The sequence below is a fragment of the Sporosarcina sp. FSL W7-1283 genome (assembly GCF_038003105.1).
Taxonomy (GTDB): domain Bacteria; phylum Bacillota; class Bacilli; order Bacillales_A; family Planococcaceae; genus Sporosarcina; species Sporosarcina newyorkensis.
Genome location: NZ_JBBOOL010000001.1, coordinates 846,408 through 867,147, shown reverse-complemented (window position 1 = coordinate 867,147; position 20,740 = coordinate 846,408). Strand labels below are relative to the sequence as shown.

Below are 20,740 nucleotides of genomic sequence, written 5' to 3'. Positions count from 1 at the left end.
AAGAAATGCCGATCCGGTAATCAGATCGGCATCCATATCCCTGTATAAACAGGTACTATGATCTCCGCTTTCCCACTTAGATGACAATTCTTCTTATTTCAAGCTACGGATTCCTTCAAGCAGTTCAGGTGTAATATCATCAGAGAACTCATCGTATACCGGCTGTAAAGCGTCAACGAACTTTTGGCGCTCTTCCGGAGTCAACTCAGTAACTTCAACTTTTCCAGAGTTCTTGATGTTTTCAAAACTTGCTTCATTCTCATCAGCAGCCAACTGCCACTCAAGTTCTGTTGCTTCTTTCAAAGCTTCCTCGACTTGCGTACGAATATCTTCTGGCATACCTTCCCAGAATGATTTGTTAACAAAAATCGCATAGTCTAGACGGCCATGTTCACTTGTCGTCAAATACTTTTGTACTTCTTGGTACTTTTGAGTATCAAAGTTATTGAATGTATTTTCTTGTCCATCTACAGTGCCTTGTTGCAGGGCTGCATAGGTTTCACCAAATGAAATCGTTGCACTTCCCGCGTTCAAAGCATTGAACTGAGATTCAAGGACTTTACCTGCTTGCGCACGGAATTTCAGACCTTTGAAGTCTGCTGGAGTTTTCAAAGGGTGTTTATTATCTGAAAAGTGTTTGAACCCATTCTCCCAGAATTCCAATCCCATAATGTCGTTATTTGCTAATTGATCACTATTCAAGATTGTTTGTGCTACATCACTCTCAAAGAATTTGCGCGCATGATCTTGATCTTCAAACAAGAAGGGCATATCTACATACTGCCAGCGTGGATCCAACTTCACCATTTTTGTAACGGATGGTGCAATCATATGAACATTTCCTGATACCAATGCATCTAATTCATCTGCATCTCCATATAATTGAGAAGACGGGTATACTTCTACCTTCGCTTTTCCATCTGTTTTTTCTGCAACTAGTTCCGCAAAACGGTCAGCAGCTTTCCCCTTTACACTATCAATTGCCGTTACATGCGAAAACTTGATGATGATTGGCTTATCCGAAGATGACGCTTTTTCGCCGTCGCCTGAAGAAGATGACTCTTTGTCAGATGAACAAGCAGCCGCCACGATAGCAAACATACTGATCACTGCAACTAAAAAAATTTTTTTCATTCTTTATTTCCCCCTTTTATTTTTGGAAGTGAATTTATATATTTAGCCCCAAACCGCCCCCGATAAAAATCGTAAACCGGGCTGAAAGCTTCTTCCCATTGTTGTCTCTCATCTTCCGATAAATTGTGAATTTGAATACAATCGCATTTCTCCAATTCAGAGAGGTCTTTTTCATTTAGTTGGTGTGCAATTTCTCGTTGCCATTCGCTCACCTCAGACAACGTATCTTGGATTAAGAACTGAACATTTTCAGGTAACCCATCCCAAAACTCTTTATTCATCAACAGCACATACCCTAAATACCCATGATTACTAACCGTCATGTAGCCTTGCTTTAAATGTAAGCTTTTGCTCACAATATTGGACAAAGTATTCTCCTGAGCATCAATTAATCCTTTATCCAATGACTGGAACACATTATTGAAATCCAATTTCATAGCGGAGGCACCGAAGAGCTCAAATTGCTGCTCTAATATGTCACTTGGCATAATCCGCATGTTAAGCCCCTTTATATCTGCAGGCATGTTGATAGGATACTCACGATTCGTCAATTGCTTAAAACCGTTATCCCACATTCCCAACATCACGAGACCTTGCTTTTCGAATTTCCCTATTAACTGCCGACCGACCTTCCCTTGCATATATGCATGTACTTCTTCATAGCTATCAAAGGCAAATGGCAAGTCAACAACAGACCATTCCGGTACGGTTGACGTAACCTTAGATGTAGCAGGTGCAATCATTTGTATATCATTATTAGAAAGCGCTTCCATTTCCTCGCCATCTTTATATAAGATACTATTCGGGAATATTTGTACTTCGATATATCCATTGCTCCGCTCTTTCATTAATTTGGCAAATTTTCTGGCTGCCAATCCTTTTGGAGTATCTTCTCCTACAACATGTGAAAAACGGATAACCAATCGTTCTTCTGCACTTAATTGTTCATAATCAACTGGATAGGAAGTTTTTTGACAACCTGCCAACAAAAACAGTAATCCGACAAAACTTACGAAAAAACAAAAGTGCTTCTTCAGGGCATACATAGAACTTCTTCATGCTCCCTCCTGAATCATCAGTAGTCTGATATTTTATATTTTAAATAATGTTCAAGAAAACACAATATTATGAAGTTAATGGACGTTTTGGTCTTTATGGTATTTTCCCTAAACACATGAAACTTCTATTTTATTGAATAATAGCGAGTTGGACGACCTATATTCCCGTACTGCAATTCAATATGAACCTTCCCATTAACTGACAAAAAATCTAAATATTTACGGACAGTTACCCTTGCCATTCCAACTTTTTGAGCTAACTGTTCGGCAGTCAACGGATGTTCTTCATTCTTGAGACCGACAAAAATCTGCTCCAAGGTAAATTCATTTAACCCTTTTGGAAGTGCACTTATTTTTTCAGCACTTCCAATCCAAAGATCGATATCTTCCTGTTTTAATTTATCAATCGTATTGAATTTCCAATAGTTTTTACTGAATTTTTGAAGCGCTTCTTGAAAGCGTTCAAAACGAAAGGGCTTTACTAAGTAATCCACTGCCCCGAACCGCAATGCTTCACGAATGGTAACCGCATCCCGGGCAGCCGTTATCATAATCACGTCACTCGATATATTCTCCAACCGAAGTTCCCTTAGTAACTCAAGCCCTGACATGTCTGGTAAGTACATATCAAGTAAAATAAGATCAGGCTGAAGTTTATGTATGTCTTCAATTGCCGGTTTACCTTCCGCGGCTTCACCTACCAACTTGAAGCCATCCAACCTTTGCAAAAAGCCTTTATTCACTTCTAACACCATAGGATCATCTTCTATTATGTAGACCGTTAACTTATCCATATTTTCTTTCACCTGCTTTCAATGTAATGATTGTCCCTGATTCTGGCGGAGAATACGCCGTAATACTGCCTTTATTGGAGTCCAAAATCTGCTTTATTAAAGCCAATCCAATTCCTCTTCCCTCTTTCCTCTTCATGCTGAATCCGTAATCAAATATTTTATTTGCCTCTTCAGGTAACCCGCATCCACTATCCTGTATTTCGATAAATAAATAATCTCTATTACCTTCAATCAACAGCACAATCTCTTTCTCTTGCTCCAGTAAGCAAGCTTCCATAGCATTATCAATTAAATTCCCTAAAATTGTAACTAGATCGCCACTTGAAAACCCCGTCATCACTTCAGATAAATAAGACTCATCGTCAATAGTAAAAAGAACACCCAATTCCCTAGCACGTGATCGCTTCCCTATTAGAATACCTAAAATTGAATAATCAGAAATTCGTTCTTTCAGAAACTGCATCACTTCTTGTTCATCGGAAATTTCATCTACAATCATAGTTAGTGCCTCTTTTAAACGATTGAGCTGTATCAGACCTGCAATACTATGTAACTTATTCATATATTCATGGTTTTGCGAACGCAGTGAATCGACTAGAGACTTGATACCTGTTAGTTCTTCCGCAAGTGTATGCGCCTCTTTCTGATTAGTCATCATTAAAAGGGAACCTACACGTTGATCATTTACGTTTATAGGAAAGATACGGACTAACAGCATTGTGCCGTTCAGAAGTAAGGGTCTATGCGTCATTTCTGCTTCATTTTTCAACACTTCCTCTGTTACCCATGTATCAGGAAACGCGTCTGCTACTGGGATGATTTCGTTCTCCAAACCTGTATACTGCTGGGCTAACCGGTTCATAAAGACAATTCGTTCCTTCTCATCCGTAGCCAAAATTCCGATATCCATCGACTGCATCATGCTGGAACGCTCCTCGACCAGACGTGCAATTTCATAAGGCTCCATATTAAAGGTTTGTTTCTTTAGATGGTTAGCAATAAACAACGAACCGATCAGGCCGATGAGCAGACCACTCATCAATGAAAATAAAATATCGGTCTTGTAATCATTTAATAAGCTTTGAAATGTCGGTGATAGAATGCCAACTGAAACAACACCAATTTGTTTGACGCCTTCATCATTCATAATCGGTACGAAGGCTCGAATTGCAAACCCCATAACGCCTTGAGCTTTTGATATATATTCGTGTTCCGAAAGTGAAGCCTGCTCATCCCCTCCCTCAAATACTGTACCTATTTTACTTTCTGAGGGATGTGAATAGCGGATCCTTTCCATATCAAATACAACAATATAATCTACATCTGTTGCCAATCGAACTCTCTCAGCAATTGGCTGAATGGAGGAAGCACCGTTCGTTTCACCAACATGCGTCTTAATATCTGGCAGCTGAGCTACCGTTCGGGCAATCGCAATAGCTCTTGCTCCGAGTTCTTTTTCAAAAGCGCCAGAAATATTATGGATCATAATTGCTCCACTCGTCATGACAGAGAAAAATACAAGAATAAATGAAAAGATAAACATTTTCATACGAAGTGATATTCGATTCATTCAGAAATCTTCCTCTCACCTAATCGCGGGATACGCTTTATTTTAACAGAATATTAATTATATAGTAGAAAGGTATTAAGGAGAACAGTTATACTTAATTTTTCCAATAACTAAGTCATTTTGCACTAAATATATTAAACTACCATTCTTTTGAAACCTTTTATAAAGTTGTCCGTACAATCTAGTATACCTGTACATAAAACAGGTGAGTTTTTCCAAAATAAGAAATGGGGGTTTTATGTAGTGAAGAAGTTAGGTTCTTGGTTATTTGCTTTCGTATTACTGTTGGCTTTTGCAGTTCCAAACAGTAATGTACAAGCAGCAGGTAACGACTCAATGAAGCTGGTAGTCGATGGTGTGGAAGTTGCGGGCTATGAGCAACCGTTTTTATCTCATGGTGAAGTGCTGATCCCAGTTGAAAATCTTTTTAAAGAGGCTGGTTACTCTGTCTCAAAAGACAAAGGCGTGGTAACAGCAACAAATTCTCAATTGACAGTAGACTTTAATGCAAGTGCTGGAAAGATTTTGGTTGATGGAAAGAAAGCAGATACTGTATTTCCCCTTACGCTAAATAATGGAGGAAACTATATCTCAGATTCGTTCCTATCTTCATTGGAAGGTTTTGAAGTATCCGTTTCAGATGACAAAACATCTGTACAAGTCACAACAAATCGTGTGAAGGATGTTGAAGGTTTTCTTGAAAAGATGCTCGACGTTGATTTGAATAGTTATTCTGCAACGATGAAAATCGATCAGAAAATGAAAACATCCAATCCTGAGGAAGAAGAAATCGACATGATCATGGACATGAAAATGGATGTGATCCAAGATCCTCTTGCACTTTATACTTCTACGAAGATGCAAATGAATATGGATGGCGAGAACCTCGATCAATCATCCGAAGCGTATTTGACGAAAGATGGTTTCTTCCAATACGATAGCATGGTAGATAAGTGGATTAAAATGGATGACGAATTAACAGATGCATTATTCGATTCATCCGTTCAACAAATGGACCCACTTGCACAACTTGAACTAACTAAAAAGTTCATCGATGGCATTCATATTTACGAATATGAGGACCAGTATGTTATGACACAAACGATAACGAATGAGCAATTCCGTGAAATTCTGGATGAAGTAATGGCGCTTCTTCCTGGTTTACTTCCTGACGAAACTACTGAGAGTGTAATTCAAAAAGTAGAAGGTGTGTCAGTTGACGCTAAAGCTACGGACTCTGAAGATGCAGTAATCGAAGAAGAAACAACTGAAGAGGAAGTAACAGACGAAGAAATTGCTGACGATTTGGAAAGTATCTTGGATGCTTTAGATATCAATATTGAAGAATTCCTAGTTGTTTCCACTATCGATAAGAAGACATTGTTCCCACTTGAAATGTCAGGCGTTACGAAAATGACGATGGGCATTGAAGACGAAACAATCTCAATCACTCAACTTATTTCAGGTGCATACAGCAACCATAATAACGTCGAAGAAATTAAAATTCCTGCCGATGTAATCAAGAATGCAATTACAATGGAGGAATACTTGAAAGAATTAGGCTTGGATGAAGAAGAAGCTGAGCCTGAGCTTGAAGCATAATAACTAGTCAACGAGAGCTCCTATGTTCTGCATAGAGAGTCTCTCACCAATAAATCTAGTAAAAGCCCATTCCATTGCGAATGGGCTTTTTTAATAACATTGGCTCTGACACTCTACTAACGGCTGGCTGCATTTCGTATTTTTCCATCCTCAATATACTCACCACATGGTATGCTAAATACATCATCCTTTTCTAAGGGAGGTCTGGACATGATTCGCATCCGAAAAGAAGATTTAACCAGCCATCAAATCCAGTCTAAACCTTTCGTCAATTTACATATGAAAATGATTGTTCTGATCGGTGCACTCGTCGTCACAATTATTTTGCTGATTGGTGGATTTATGAGTTTCTTTGTAACGGATACAACGGAAGCTCAAATTGGGGAAAGAGCTCTTAGCGTTGCCACCAGTGTATCGCTGATCCCTGAAATTCGTGCCGCATTTCATTCAGACGACCCTTCTGCTGTAATTCAGCCTATCGTGCAACAGATACAGGAGCAAACGGATGCAAAATTTATCGTTGTCGGTAATCGCCAAGAAATTCGTTATGCGCATCCAAACCCCGACCGCCTCGGTAAAAAAATGATCGGTGAGGACAATGAACGAGCTCTTATGTTCGGTGAATCATATATTTCAAAATCTGTCGGCTCATTAGGAAATTCATTACGAGCGAAGGTGCCTATATATTCTAATGAAGAAATTGTCGGTGTCGTGTCGGTAGGATTTTTGGTGGATTCCATCGAGTCTGTGATTTGGGATTACAGTAAAGAAATCTGGTTCGTCCTTCTAGGAATTACAGCAGCAGCGATTTTAGGTTCTATCGTAATTGCCAATTATATCAAGAGGGCATTATTTGGATTAGAACCCGAAGAAATTTCCTATTTATTATTTCAAAAAGAAACCATTCTGCACTCCATTCATGAAGGCATCGTAGCGATTAATGCAGAAGGACAAATAACGATGATCAACTCTGCAGCATTGAAACTCTTAACTGGCGATGACCAACAAACAAACTCCTGGATAGGTCAGTCGATTCACACAAGCTTTCCAAATTCTGATTTGCCATATGTGTTGAAGAATGGTCAAGCTGTATTTGATCAAGAAAAACTTTTTGGTACGCACAGTGTTTATGTCAATAGTGTCCCAATTTTCTATGAAGATAAATTACTTGGTGCCGTTTCAACGTTCCGTAATAAAACAGAGATCGAGGAATTAACGAAGAAATTGACCCACATCCAACAATATGTTGATGCCTTGCGCTCACAGACACACGAATTTTCGAATAAACTTTACACAATCGCAGGACTTACACGGCTCGATAAAAAAGAGGAAGTGCTCGACTTTATCCAAAATGAAACGAAAATTCAGCAACAATGGATCGATACATTACTTGATGAAATACAAGATCCTTACGTAAGTGGACTGCTTGTTGGAAAACTAAACCAAGCAAGTGAATTGCAAGTTGATATTTCTATTCAACCGGGGAGCCGCTTGCATACCGCTTTGTCCGAGCGCAGCCGACAAGCACTGTTGACTGCTGTCGGAAATTTGCTGGATAATGCATTTGACGCGGTTTATGATGAACGGGCAATTTCCCGGGAAATATCTGTTTATTTCACGGATATCGGACAGGATATTCTATTTGAAATTGACGACGCTGGACCTGGTATTGAAGACACTCTGCTCGAGAAAATTTTCACTCGAGGCGTTTCTACAAAAAAAGGCACGGGCAGAGGTCATGGTCTGGCGCTGACAAAACAAGCCATTGATGCAGCAAATGGTCAACTTTCCATAGAACCTAGTGAGTTAGGAGGCGTTTGTTTCATCGTTTCAATTCCAAAAAGCAACTGAAAGTAGGTGTTTCGAATGATAAAGACATGGCAGGTAGTAATTGTGGAAGATGATTTTCGAGTAGCTGAAATTAATCGACGGTTTGTTGAACAAGTTTCGGGGTTTAATGTATTGGCAGAACTGAGGACAGCAGCAGAAACCCTGCACTATTTACAGCAAGCCGAACAATTGCCTGATCTGATCTTATTGGATGTTTACATACCGGATAGTCCAGGACTCGAACTGTTTTGGCGTCTTCGTAAAGACTTTCCATCCATCGCTATCATATTGGTAACAGCCGCTAAGGAGACAGTTACAGTAGAAGCAGCTTTACAAGGCGGTGTATTCGACTTTTTGATTAAACCGGTTGATTTTGATCGATTCAATAAGACATTTACACGCTACCGAAAACAAAAAGTCTTATTAGCCTCCAAAAAAGAAGTCAATCAAGAAGAGCTGGACCGTCTCCTATTCGGATCAGGATTACGTGCGGACAAGTCGATCACTGCCGACGGATTACCAAAAGGAATTGATCGTTTAACGCTGGAACGTATAGAAGAAATCTCAGAACACAGCTCGGCAGAAGGCATTAATGCCTTCGATGCCGGCGAGGCAGCAGGTGTCAGCCGGTCTACCGCAAGGCGTTATCTAGAATATTTGGTGTCTGCTGGAAAAGTAAAAGCCCAGCTGCAATATGGCGAAGTTGGAAGACCTGAACGAACCTACATCAAAATTTAATCTTTTGCATTCGTGAGCAAAATGAACAAAATGCATACAATAAACTCTATTTGTTTTATTTCCAAAAGCTTTTTAGCTGCTTTTTCCTATGATACATTATGAACAACTTCAAGAAAGAATTTTCGGATACCTCATTTTGTATCCGCTTACACCTTTCTTTCATAACTTGTACTTTGGAGGGAAAAGCTATGTTGAGTATCATAGGGTTATTAACTATTCTCATAATTGTCGCTCTTCTGATCAGCGGCAGAATCACACCGATTGTTGGTCTGGTCATTGTACCAATCTTCGGAGCATTTTTTGCCGGATACAACTTTAAAGAAATTGGAGAGTTCTTCGGGAGTGGTATTGACTCGGTCATCAGTGTCGTCATTATGTTCATCTTCGCAATTCTGTTCTTCGGAGTTATGCAAGATGCGGGAGTCTTTGATCCACTTATCAATACAATGATCAAAGTATCTCGAGGAAATGTGATTGCCGTATCGATGGCGACTGTTGTCATTGCTGCGATCGCCCAGCTAGACGGTTCAGGCGCTTCAACATTTTTGATTACGATTCCAGCTTTATTACCTCTTTATAAACGGTTGAGAATGAGCCCATATTTATTATTATTACTCGTTGGTACGTCTGCGAGTATCGTCAATATGGTGCCTTGGGGAGGTCCCCTTGGGCGTGCTGCCGCCGTCCTTGGCGTTGATGTCACTGAATTATGGCGTCCTTTGATTAAAATCCAAGTGATCGGTTTGGTGTTATTAGTTGCAGTCGCCTTTGTTCTTGGAATGCGCGAAAAACGTCGAATTGCCAGAAAGGTTACAGATGATTCTTCTGACGAAGGTGAGTCCATATTCGATGAGGTTGAGGATGAATCAACCAAAACAGCTAACTCTCTTCACCGTCCTAAACTGCTTTGGATTAATGTAGTCATTGCACTGACTGTTATCGGTTTACTCGTTTGGGGTAAAGTCCCGGCCGGCTTTATCTTTATGATAGGATTCAGTTTGGCATTGCCATTGAATTATCGTACAGTGAATGAACAAATGGACCGAATTAAAGCCCATGCGCCAAATGCTTTGCTTATGGCAGCTATCATCTTAGCGGCAGGTTCATTCTTAGGTATATTGAATGGAGCCAATATGCTGGATTCCATTGCAACAGATTTGGTGAAAATTCTTCCGGCATTTATCGTGCCTTATTTACATATTATCATTGGATTCTTTGGTGTTCCTTTTGATTTATTACTCAGTACGGATGCCTATTACTTTGCATTGTTGCCGATTGTAGAACAAGTTGTGTCAGGCTTCGGTGTACCTTCAATCTCCATTGCCTATGCATTGATCGTTGGAAATATCATCGGTACATTCGTCAGTCCTTTCTCCCCTGCCCTTTGGTTGGCACTTGGCTTAGCGGGTCTCGAAATGGGTAAGCATATCCGTTACTCTTTCTTAATCATGTGGGGTTTCAGTATCGTATTGTTCCTTATCACAATGGCACTTGGCGTTATTACATTTTAAGTCGGATGGTACGAAAAGGCTCTCAGCAAAATGTCGCTGAGAGCCTTTCTCTTATCCTATTTTCACGACTGCGCGTTGCTGTTTGGATTGAATGACCTTTAGTGCATAGAATACACCAATAACTGCTGAAACTACAATTCCTGTCCCCACGGAAACTCCATAGCTTAAGCTCAAACCTTCCGGTGCATACATCCAATACGTTATGACGACTGCTGTCATGAACAATGCAGGAATCCCCGCAATCAAATGTGCTTTGTTTTCCCTCATTAGATAAGAGGTAGCGGTCCACAGCATTACAGCTGCGACTAGTTGATTCGTACCGCCAACATAGCGCCATAAGAAAGAGTAATCAATCATCGACAAATAAAACATAGGTGTGCCCAATAAAAGTGTAACCGCTAAAACGACCCACTTTTTATTAGGATCCATCCACTTGGATACGGCTTCAGTAAAAATCATTCGTGCCGAACGAAGTGCTGTATCACCTGTAGTGATAGGTAAAATAATGACACCTAAAATAGCCAATAGCCCACCGAACGAACCTAATAATGTACTTGAAATTTCATTGACTGCCCCCGCAGGTCCTCCTGCTGCCAACGCTTCTTGTAAACCCGCTGTACTGCCAAAGAACGTCATGCCGGCAGCAGCCCAAACCATCGCAATAACTCCTTCTGCGATCATCGCTCCGTAGAATACTTTACGGCCTTCTGATTCCTTTTTCATTGTTCTTGAAACAATCGGGCTCTGTGTACAATGGAAGCCCGAGATGGCTCCACAAGATATCGTTACCATCAAAAGCGGCCAAATTGGTAAATCACCTGGATGCAAGTTCTGCAGTGTTAAATTCGGGATTTTTTCTGTTCCAAATAATAAAGCGACCCCAATCCCAACAGCCATAATAATTAAGACAATCCCGAATACCGGATACAAACGTCCAATAATCTTATTAATAGGTAAAATTGCAGCTAAAACAAAGTATCCGAATATCAAAATAAGTGAAACCATGAATGACAAAGGTGTAATAGACGAAATTAGCTGTGCGGGACCTGCCGTGAAAGCTGCCGCAACTAATACCATCAATACAACGGAAATAACATTAATAAACCGGCGTGCAAAATCTCCTAAATATTCTCCAACTATTTTAGGGAATTGTGCGCCTCCATGCTTTAAGGACAGCATGCCTGAAAAGTAATCATGGACAGCACCGGCAAAAATACTGCCGAACACAATCCAAATAAATGCCACAGGACCATATAACGCCCCTGCAATCGCTCCGAAAATCGGACCGAGCCCAGCAATGTTCAATAATTGAATCAACCAGCCCTTCCACCAGCTCATTGGTACATAATCCATACCATCTGCTTGGGTATAGGCTGGAGTTCTTCGCGAATCGTCAATAACGAAAACTCGTTCAACCACTTTTGAATACACTAGATATCCCACAATCAGCAAGACGATTGATGATAAAAATGTAAGCATAAAACCCCTTCTTTCTCGTCTTCTTTTCTATAACATTATCTGCCTGTAGATTAATCAGACAATTCATTATCTTAGTATATAATAGTTAGAAAATTATATCAACATAGATTTTTTAATTAAGTTAAAAAATTTATAAACTAAAATAATGAACGGAAAAATTTCATAAAAATCCTCAAAAAACATCTGAAGAATGAATTATTCTCCAGATGTTTTTCATCTTTCAACTTCCAAAATAGATTGATTGGGATTGTCTTTTCCAGCTATCTCATCCCGAATCAAATAAGCACCAAGCATGCTGTAAACTGTGCCATTTCCACCTAGCCCAATTAAATAATAGACATGCGATTCATCTGGATGACGGCCAATGACTGGCAGTTCATCAGTCGACTCTCCAAATACAGCAACCCACTCATGTTCAGATCGAATTTCTTCATTCGGGAAAAGCTTCTTCAATTCACTTTTCAACTCATCGAACTTTTTTTCAGTTGCATCTGTTGAACTTAGCAGCTTCTCGGCATCTTGATCAAGCCCGCCAACAATGATTCGCTGATCATCTGTCAAACGCATATATAAGTAAGGACGTTTTGTCTCCCAGATCATCATGCGCTCATGCCAAAACGAAAGATCCTCTAGTGGCTGCGTAGCGATAGCGTATGTGATTTTGAGGTCTTTCTGAAGAACGTCTAATTCAGGAGCCGGTGCGTAACCTGTTGTCACTACGACAGTCGGAGTATAAAAATCTCCCTCTGATGTTTTTATTATTGCATATTCATCTCTATCATCAATCTCCAGAACTTCTGTATACTCAAAAACATCCATCCCTTTTTTATGGGCATAGTGAACTGCCCCGATACATAAGCGAAGGGGGTTTACTTCTGCATCCCCTTCCGTGACGATTGCAGCAGGTTGCGAAAATGGGAAACGCGCCTCAATGTCTTCCCGCTCCCAATATTCCACCGGAAAGCCATATTTCTGTAATGCCTCATATTCTTTTTTTAATCTTGAAACATCCTCTTCTGTACTTGCATAATACAGGCTGTTTCGTGTATGGAAATTGACATTAAATGACGTATGGTCAGCAACTTCCTGAAGCTGCTGCAACGCTTTTTTGCAAGAAAGATAAAACTCTACTGCTTGCTCTTCCCCGATTTCTTCTATCAATTCATGAAGCATAATATCATTTGAGAATTGCAATAAACCAGTGTTGGCTGAAGTACTGCCCCCTCCCACTTCATTCTGTTCAATCATAACGAGCGAATAGCCTTCTTTCGCTAAAACAAAGGCACAAAGCGCGCCCGACATTCCGCCGCCTATAATTGCAATATCATATAGTCCCTTCCTAGCACCATTTTTAAAGCTTCTTCTGTCAACTGTAGTTTCCCAAAACAAAGAACCTGTATGTAATTTCATCTATGAATCTCTCCTGCCTATAGTTTCTTCCTATCTACCCTTAAACCGAAAGTCGAAACTATCTTTCTGCGCTCCCTCTTTCTCCCGTGAGTGGGCAAGAAATGAAGAGGAACGAACCAAGATACCGTCACATCGAACCAAAGTACTGTCGAACCGAACCAAAAGTCTTCTGAACCGCACAATAATAATGGCAAACCGGGCCAATCCCGGTTTACACCGCACCAAACGGATCACAAACCGCACATTTCCTCTGTCATACCACCTTTTAAGACAAAAAAGTAAAAACCGTTCGAAAAGTCATGTGAAAACGACTTCTCGAACGGCCTGATTTCTTCTTTACAATTTTATTCAACCTCTAAACGGCCACCATACTCCGCGACCGAATGAAACGGTAATTGCCGGAATCAACAATGGCAGAATGATCAAGCCATACAACAGCAATCCCGAAATCACAATCGTCGCGATCTGCACTAGACTTAATACTCCAGAAGGCATCATCGCTCCAAACGTACCGGCTAAGATAACAGCCGCCGTAATGATGACTGTTCCCATCTTCGCCATCGAATGCATAAGAGCTTCCTTCGTTTTCATCCCACCGATGCTCTCTTCGCGGAAACGATCCAGCAAGAAGATGGAATAGTCCACCCCCAGCGCAATCAACATGATGAAACCGAAGAACGGTACTGCCCAACTGATACCATCATACCCAAGACCATTTACGAAAATGAGCTCCGTAATGGAAACAGCTGTATAATATGTTAACAGCAATGAACCAATCATATAAAGTGGCATAATTGCTGAACGGAACAAAATGAACAGCACGATGAACAAACCGACTAGCATAATCGTTACCGTGCGTGTGAAGTCGGCAGATGAAATATCATCCAAATCTGAGTTCATACTGGAAATCCCGCTAAACGCAAGCTCCGCATCTTCGAAAGGAGTCCCGATTACAGAGCGTTTGACTGTATCCTTGATATCATGCACTGTCGAAATCGCTTCACGAGAATATGGATTTTCTGTCAAAATGACTTCCATTAAAATTCCCTTTTCCTTATCGAATGTATAGCGATCGATAACCGGCTTGAACTCTTCGTTTTCAAGCGTGCCGGATGGAATGAATAACCCTGTATCCCGAACACTTTTCGTGTCGCCCATATCATTCAACATTTCAGCAAGCTCATTCAAACCTTTGCTGACTTCAGCCAAACCATCTTTAGCGGCCTTCACACCGCCGGACAATTCTTTCAAACCACCGCTGAGTGCACCAATTTGTGAACCGCCCTGATCAACTTGGGAGGCTTCGCCAGCAATTCCCGAACTGATTTTCTCAAGTTCTGTACTAAGGGCATTTAATCCGCCTGTTGCTTGTGCGGCAGGCATTCCCTGCTGCAATCCGCCGGCAATTTGCATAAGCTGCCCATTAATTTGCTCTACACCGTTTGCTGCTTGGCGTAGTCCATCTCCGCCTGCGGAACCGGCTGGCAACTGCCCACCAATTTGATTTAATCCGCCTTGTACACTGCCAAGTCCTTTACCGATTTCATCCAATCCATCGGTTGCTTCATTTAATCCATCTGCCATTAAGGCAATTTGATGATCTACATACAAGTCTTCCAACAACTCGCCTGTCGGACGCGTAACCGTACGAACGCTTTTGACGCCTTCTACTTTTTCTAAGTCACGAGCGATCGCTTCCAGATATGTCACATCGCCTTCCTTGACGATCGGAGAATCTTTTCTCAGCAATACTTGCACCGGCAATGAATCCCCTTCTCCAAGCGCCTCGGAAATTAGATTCAATCCTTTAACCGATTCTTTGCTGCTGTCGATTTCATCTACTGTATTGAAAGACAACTCATTATCATAAGTCAATAAAAGAGGAATGGTAATGACAGCGACAACCAGCATAGATACGAGCGGACGCATAACGGATACTTTACTGAACGCAATCCACAGTTTACTATCTTTATGAGACGCTGCACCTTTAGATGGCCAGAATAATTTATCCTTCAATATCGACATCAATAACGGTACGATCGTATAGAGAATGACCATCAGCACTGCGATTCCGACGGCTACAGCCACTGCTGATTTAAAGATCGGGAAATCTGCAAAACCGATTGCCGCAAAACCAATAAACACTGCGAGCGCACTGATGAACAATGTGCGGCCAGCCGTCTTATACGTGTTAACAATCGCTTCTTCCACTTCATGCCCCGCAAGTAACTCTTCCTTGTAGCGACTCAGCAACAGAATACAATAATCCGTACCTAAACCGAACAAAATAGCCACTAAGAAGATTTGAGTGTAATTGGATACCGGAAAACCGAACCAATCGATGAAAAATGCCACAAAAGATTGGCTCAATAAATACGTAATACCGACAGCCACCAATGGAACAAACGGCGTGACGATTGAACGGAAAACGATGAGCAATAAAGCGAAAATCAATACTACTGTTATCAGTTCCGTCTTTTTCAGTCCTTCTTGCGCACTTTCATTGACGTCATCATTAATAATGGCTTCACCAGTCATATAGATGGTCTGGTCTTTCGGCAATACTTCCGTTTTAATTTGATCTGCCAACGTGATAATTTCATCCTGTGTCCCGTCGACTGTAATCGGTACTAAGACTGTTTTCTTATCTTCAGAAACGAGCTGGTCTTCCATTTCTTCACTTTCAAATGGGTCCAGCACTTCTGTTACCGTTTTGCTGAGATCCTTGATTTCTTTCGCTGTCGCAGAAATTTCTTTCTTTTTCACTTCATCTGCTGCTTTCTCTAGCGGATATACGAGTGACAACGTTTCTTCTGCTTCACCTGCAGCCTCCAACATTTTTGCTGCTTTTTGCGAATCAGCGCTGTCGAGTAACTGGAACGATCCGGCATCTTCCGCCTGCTTCGCCAAGTCAGGAGCTGCTATGAATAATACAGCAGTCAATATAATTAAACCGATTGCTATCGGCCATTTAAGTTTTAAAACGGTTTTCACACATTACATCCCCTTCATTACTAAAATATCTTTGAGCTTACGGAAGGTGCCGATGAATTGTTCAAGCTCTTGTTCGTCAATCCGATCTTTGAATAGACTTTCGATACTTTCATAGACTGCTTCATTTGAGGCAGACAGTATTTCATTGCCTTTTAGTGTCAATGAAATACGGTTCGTGCGCTGGTCGTTCGGATCTTTCTCCGATTTGACCAGTTCTTTCTCCACCAATTTCTTCAATCGAGTAGAAATGGCGCTTTTATGCACGCCTTGGATTTCTGCCAGCTGTCCGCTCGAGAGATTTCCGTAGGTGGAAAGAATCTTCAATACTTGGATTTGCTCCGGCGAGTATTCTTTCCATATAGGAATGTTAAGATTTTTGACAACGTGTTCCGTACCATAGATTATTACTTCTTCAAACAGCTCTACAGCTTCTTGTAATTGCTCTTTCAAAATAGTCCACCCCCTAAACTAATAATATTAGTTTAGGGGGTGGACTAAGTAAAGTCAACTAATTCATCATATTCTTGTAGAATGTTTTCGGATTACGGTAACGCAAAAAAGTCAGGTTGAAGAGAATTCTCTTCTCGCCTGACATAATGGATATAATTTTTCAAACAATAAAATACACAATCACGGATAACAAAACTGAAGTAACAGCCATAGCCGCCAGTGGACGCATTGCCCGGTCACGCAAGTCTTTCAAGCTGACATTCAACCCGAGACCCACCATCGCCGCCGTCAACAGCCAGGTCGTTAGAACCGAGACGCCTTCCATCACGCTATCTGATACAGGGATTGAATGTCCGAATACGTAGCTGCCGAGAATGCTGAGTAGGATGAATCCAACTAAGAACCACGGGAATTCAATTTTTGCATCGGCTTCATCTGTCCCTTTGTTCTTGCGTTTCATCAGATAGATGAAGATGAAGCAAAGTGGAACCAATAGGAACACTCGCCCCAGTTTAGCAAGCAATGCAATCGCAAGGCCATCTTCCCCTGCTGGAGCGCCTGCCAATGCTACATGTGCCACTTCATGAAGGCTGATCCCTGCCCACATTCCATACTCTATGGATTCGAGCGGCAAAATCGGACGAAGTATTGTATAGCCGATGGCGAAAATGGTCCCCATCAATGCTATGATTCCAACGCCGATTGCCGTGTCCTCGTCTTTCGCCTTAATAATTGGCGCGACTGCAGCGATGGCAGCAGCGCCGCAGACACCGGTCCCAACACCAAGTAGCAATGAAATATCTTTATCCGCTTTAAAAATTTTCGCAAGCCAGATCATCATAAAAATCGCGAAAATAATTACACCGGCATCTCGTACCAATAAACCTAAGCCGTCACTCAAAACGGTATCAATGTTCAATTTCAATCCGTATAAAATAATGGCCGTACGCAGCAATCGCTTAGATGAAAAAGCAATCCCTGAACGTATTGCTTCCGGATAGCCAAAGAATTGGCGATAGGCCACCGCAATGATGATCGCACATGCTAACTGGCCAATATGGTCAAAACCAGGTAGTTTTGCTAATAAAAATCCTAAAAGTGCTATAAAAAATGTAAATGCCACTCCACCTAGCCAGGCAACCCACTTTGACGGTTGTTGTGGTGCTTGCTGCTTTTGAGTCTCGTTTGCAGTAGTCATGTCGACAACACCTCCTATAGTCAGTATACGAAAATGCTCGCTATAAGAAAAATAACTATTTATAATGATCATGATAAGTAATTATATATATGAGAAGGAGTTGCTACCCATCGACCATCAATTGCAAGTATTCATTGCCGTAGCGGAACGTAAGAATTTTTCTAGAGCGGCTGAAGATCTTCACATGACGCAACCTGCTGTCAGCCAATATATCCGCTCCTTCGAGGAGTCGATCGGAGTCCGGCTACTCGAGCGCACAAATAAATATGTCCGCCTGAATCGGGCTGGTGAAATCGCCTATCATCATGCAAAAGAAATAGTCGGCCTCTACTCCAAAATGCATAATCTAGTTGATGAGTTAGCCAATAAAGCGAGCGGATCATTAACCATCGGAGCTAGTTACACCTTTGGAGAGTACGTCCTCCCCCATATCTTGTCCAAGCTCGTCGCAGAATATCCTTCCATCGAGCCTTCTGTGACAATCGGGAACACAGCAGATATTGCAGAGCTAGTCATCAGTCACCAACTGGACGTTGGACTAATTGAAGGTCACTTCAAGGAAGCTACACCTTTACAAAACGAGAACTTTGCAGAAGATGCCATGTACGTCGTCGCGTCTCCTATTCATCCCCTAGTCAGGAAAAAGGGGCGACTATCCATCGGCGAATTATCAAATGACCTATGGCTGCTGCGCGAGGAAGGGTCAGGCACACGAGAAGCTGCCGAAACATTCTTCTCACAATCAGGATTTCGGCCGGCACGCGTCATGCAGTTCAGCAGTACCCAGCCAATCAAAGAATCCGTAGAAGCCGGGCTCGGCATCAGTCTGCTTTCGCAATGGGCCATCCAAAAAGAACTGCGTCACGGAGAGCTCAAAACATTACCTGTCAAAGGCACTCCTTTTAAACGCAATTTTTCCATTGTGACCAATTCGCCTTTTCAGACAAAAGCATTGCAAGTGTTTATTGACTTATTGAAGAACAAGGAAGATCTTACCGTTTTAAATCAAAAAAACTCCACCAACATGAAGTAAACAGTCGGTGGAGTATAAACCCCTTATCTATTTGCAAATACACTTTCCTTCAATTTCAGGGCAACTAGTTGATCACCGGGATCTAAAGAAATCTTTCTTTGCAAAGTGGAAAATACAATCGTTTTATTCCTTTTCATTATAAATAATGGTGTGGTATTTTCAGGAAGGATTTCTTTGGTCCCTATATCCGATTCAGGGACTTGCCAATCAAGTACCCCGATCTCATAATCGGTATTAATTTTGCGATTTAATTCGGGAAACGTCGCACCCTCCTGAAATAATAGATGTGCTTTTAATGAGATGGGAAGTTCCGACTTACTCATTTGATGACTAGGTGCCGCAGTCAGGGAAAAGGTATTGTTGAAACCAAACTCCGGTGCAAAAGACTGTGTAATCAACGCATTATAAGAAGCGTCTCCTGTCATCGATAAGATCGTATCGTAAGGTGCCAAGTCAATGGAAAATCTCGAACGTTCAGATAAAATCTGGCCGGTAAACGTGGAGATTCCCTTTTCAACAGCTGGACGCAGACGCCCCTCTGAAGGATCCACAATCAATACGGGAATGTTCATCTCCTTCAACTGTTCAGCCAATCCGATAGAAAAACTGCTGGCTCCGACGATCAATACGCCCGGCGGTTCATTGCTGGCCAAATTCAACTTTTTTGCCAACGGACCGAGGGTAAAACCATGAGCACAAACTGTAATGAATACGAGAGCAAACGTCAGTGCGGTCAGCAAGGAGGCTTCTTCGTAACCATCCTCTGCCAGAGTTGCAGCAAAATACCCAGCAACCGTCAAGGCGACAATCCCTCTAGGAGCAATCCATCCGATCAGCAGCTTCTCTCGCCAGACCAATTCTGTTCCTATGGTGGAAAGCCAAATCGACACGGGGCGTACAAAGAACAACATAACGAGCACAAACCCGATAATCGGCAAAGTGAAAATCTGAGCAATTGTTTCTCTCGCAAGGGATGCGGTCAATAAAATAAAGACTGTCGATGTCAGCATGACGGAAACATTCTCAACAAAATGACCGACATTTCCAATTGACGAAACATAACGCTTGCTCCGACCTAATACGAGACCCATAACCGTCACAGCAAGCATTCCCGTTTCATGCATGATGACTTCTGCCATCGTAAAACAAAGCAAGACAAATGCCAGAATAACGGGAGATTTTAAGTACTCCGGAAATTGACCTTTATTCGCCATAATACCGATCAAGGTCCCCATCACCAATCCGAGAAGGACCGCAAGCCCGGCGCCACCAAAGAAATTCAATAAGTAATTTAGTGATAAATTCTCATTCGTCAAAACCTTGATTACTTCGTAGGCAAATAATGCTAGCAATGGGCCGGCCGGATCGACAATAATTCCTTCCCACTTCAGTACCGCTGCAGTCCGGGCTTTTAATTTCGCATTCCTCAACAACGGGATAATGACGGTCGGCCCTGTCACGACAAAGAGACCTCCTATAATGAATGACACTTCCCATGTGAGTCCTGCAATGAAGTGCGCAGTAAGTGACCCCAAAATCCATGCAAGAAATGCACCCATTGTGACAACTCGAAAGACAGATTTAGAAATATCCTTAATCTCCCGTACATCCAAATTGGAACTGCCTTCAAATAAAATGATAGCTACTGCCAGCGAAATCAACGGACTATAGAGCTCACCGAGTGCCAGTTCGGGATTGACCAAGCCAAGCAGCGGACCGATGAGCAGGCCGGCAATTGACATAATAAATATAGAAGGCCATTGAATACGCCATGCAAGCCACTGAGAAAAAATTCCAAGTGCTAAAATGGACACAACACTAATTAGTGCTACTTCTTCCATACAAACACCTACCCTCATTCACGAGTCTTTTTATCAGTTCAGTGTAACAAATGATAGGCTATATACCTAACAGAAAGAATAGAAAAGATTTCTCATCG

15 protein-coding genes are annotated in these 20,740 nt (G+C 41.6%); 5 read left to right on the top strand and 10 right to left on the bottom strand.

Features of this window, described 5'->3' with window-relative positions; genetic code table 11:
• Positions 1-93: 93 nt before the first annotated feature.
• The 4 genes from MKY93_RS04050 to MKY93_RS04035 form a co-directional block, all read right to left on the bottom strand.
• Entirely contained in the window at positions 94-1,134 is a 1,041-nt protein-coding gene (locus tag MKY93_RS04050; RefSeq protein ID WP_340758342.1) for a DctP family TRAP transporter solute-binding subunit, read from the bottom strand.
• Positions 1,131-2,120, bottom strand: coding sequence for a DctP family TRAP transporter solute-binding subunit (locus MKY93_RS04045; protein ID WP_340758341.1), 990 nt, complete (start codon positions 2,118-2,120; stop codon positions 1,131-1,133). The genes MKY93_RS04050 and MKY93_RS04045 overlap by 4 nt, the downstream gene beginning before the upstream one ends.
• Before the next feature lie 197 nt (positions 2,121-2,317).
• Positions 2,318-2,986 carry a response regulator gene (locus tag MKY93_RS04040; protein WP_221835403.1) on the bottom strand — a complete coding sequence of 223 codons (669 nt, stop codon included), beginning with the start codon at positions 2,984-2,986 and terminating at the stop codon, positions 2,318-2,320.
• Entirely contained in the window at positions 2,979-4,556 is a 1,578-nt protein-coding gene (locus MKY93_RS04035; protein WP_340758340.1) for a sensor histidine kinase, read from the bottom strand. The genes MKY93_RS04040 and MKY93_RS04035 overlap by 8 nt, the downstream gene beginning before the upstream one ends.
• 243 nt (positions 4,557-4,799) lie before the next feature.
• On the opposite strand from MKY93_RS04035, the gene MKY93_RS04030 reads away from it, so the two are divergent.
• The 4 genes from MKY93_RS04030 to MKY93_RS04015 all read left to right on the top strand — a co-directional run bounded on the left by MKY93_RS04030 (position 4,800) and on the right by MKY93_RS04015 (position 10,237).
• A complete protein-coding gene (locus tag MKY93_RS04030) occupies positions 4,800-6,158 on the top strand; it encodes a DUF6612 family protein (RefSeq protein ID WP_340758339.1) in 1,359 nt (452 codons plus the stop codon).
• Between the two features lie 210 nt (positions 6,159-6,368).
• Positions 6,369-8,009 carry a sensor histidine kinase gene (locus MKY93_RS04025; RefSeq protein WP_340758338.1) on the top strand — a complete coding sequence of 547 codons (1,641 nt, stop codon included), beginning with the start codon at positions 6,369-6,371 and terminating at the stop codon, positions 8,007-8,009.
• A gap of 15 nt (positions 8,010-8,024) precedes the next feature.
• The gene (locus MKY93_RS04020; RefSeq protein WP_340758337.1) at positions 8,025-8,726 is read left to right on the top strand and encodes a response regulator; all 702 of its coding nucleotides are present in this window, start codon (positions 8,025-8,027) and stop codon (positions 8,724-8,726) included.
• 188 nt (positions 8,727-8,914) lie between these two features.
• Complete coding sequence (locus tag MKY93_RS04015) at positions 8,915-10,237, top strand: CitMHS family transporter (RefSeq protein WP_340758336.1); 1,323 nt, start codon at positions 8,915-8,917, stop codon at positions 10,235-10,237.
• Positions 10,238-10,288: 51 nt separating this feature from the next.
• Here the strand turns inward: MKY93_RS04015 and MKY93_RS04010 are convergent, their stop codons facing one another.
• The 5 genes from MKY93_RS04010 to MKY93_RS03990 form a co-directional block, all read right to left on the bottom strand.
• Positions 10,289-11,716, bottom strand: coding sequence for a carbon starvation CstA family protein (locus tag MKY93_RS04010; protein ID WP_221835410.1), 1,428 nt, complete (start codon positions 11,714-11,716; stop codon positions 10,289-10,291).
• Between the two features lie 213 nt (positions 11,717-11,929).
• Entirely contained in the window at positions 11,930-13,126 is a 1,197-nt protein-coding gene (locus tag MKY93_RS04005; RefSeq protein ID WP_340758335.1) for an NAD(P)/FAD-dependent oxidoreductase, read from the bottom strand.
• A gap of 348 nt (positions 13,127-13,474) precedes the next feature.
• A complete protein-coding gene (locus tag MKY93_RS04000; RefSeq protein WP_340758334.1) occupies positions 13,475-16,120 on the bottom strand; it encodes an MMPL family transporter in 2,646 nt (881 codons plus the stop codon).
• 3 nt (positions 16,121-16,123) lie between these two features.
• A complete protein-coding gene (locus tag MKY93_RS03995; protein ID WP_340758333.1) occupies positions 16,124-16,570 on the bottom strand; it encodes a MarR family winged helix-turn-helix transcriptional regulator in 447 nt (148 codons plus the stop codon).
• A gap of 160 nt (positions 16,571-16,730) precedes the next feature.
• The gene (locus MKY93_RS03990) at positions 16,731-17,768 is read right to left on the bottom strand and encodes a YeiH family protein (RefSeq protein WP_340758332.1); all 1,038 of its coding nucleotides are present in this window, start codon (positions 17,766-17,768) and stop codon (positions 16,731-16,733) included.
• Positions 17,769-17,838: 70 nt separating this feature from the next.
• Between MKY93_RS03990 and MKY93_RS03985 the strand changes: the two genes are divergently transcribed.
• Positions 17,839-18,801: a LysR family transcriptional regulator gene (locus MKY93_RS03985; RefSeq protein WP_445683503.1), complete on the top strand. Its 963-nt coding sequence runs from the start codon at positions 17,839-17,841 to the stop codon at positions 18,799-18,801.
• Between the two features lie 23 nt (positions 18,802-18,824).
• Here the strand turns inward: MKY93_RS03985 and MKY93_RS03980 are convergent, their stop codons facing one another.
• Positions 18,825-20,642, bottom strand: a complete 1,818-nt coding sequence (locus MKY93_RS03980) for a cation:proton antiporter (RefSeq protein WP_340758331.1) — start codon at positions 20,640-20,642, stop codon at positions 18,825-18,827.
• Positions 20,643-20,740 lie beyond the last annotated feature (98 nt).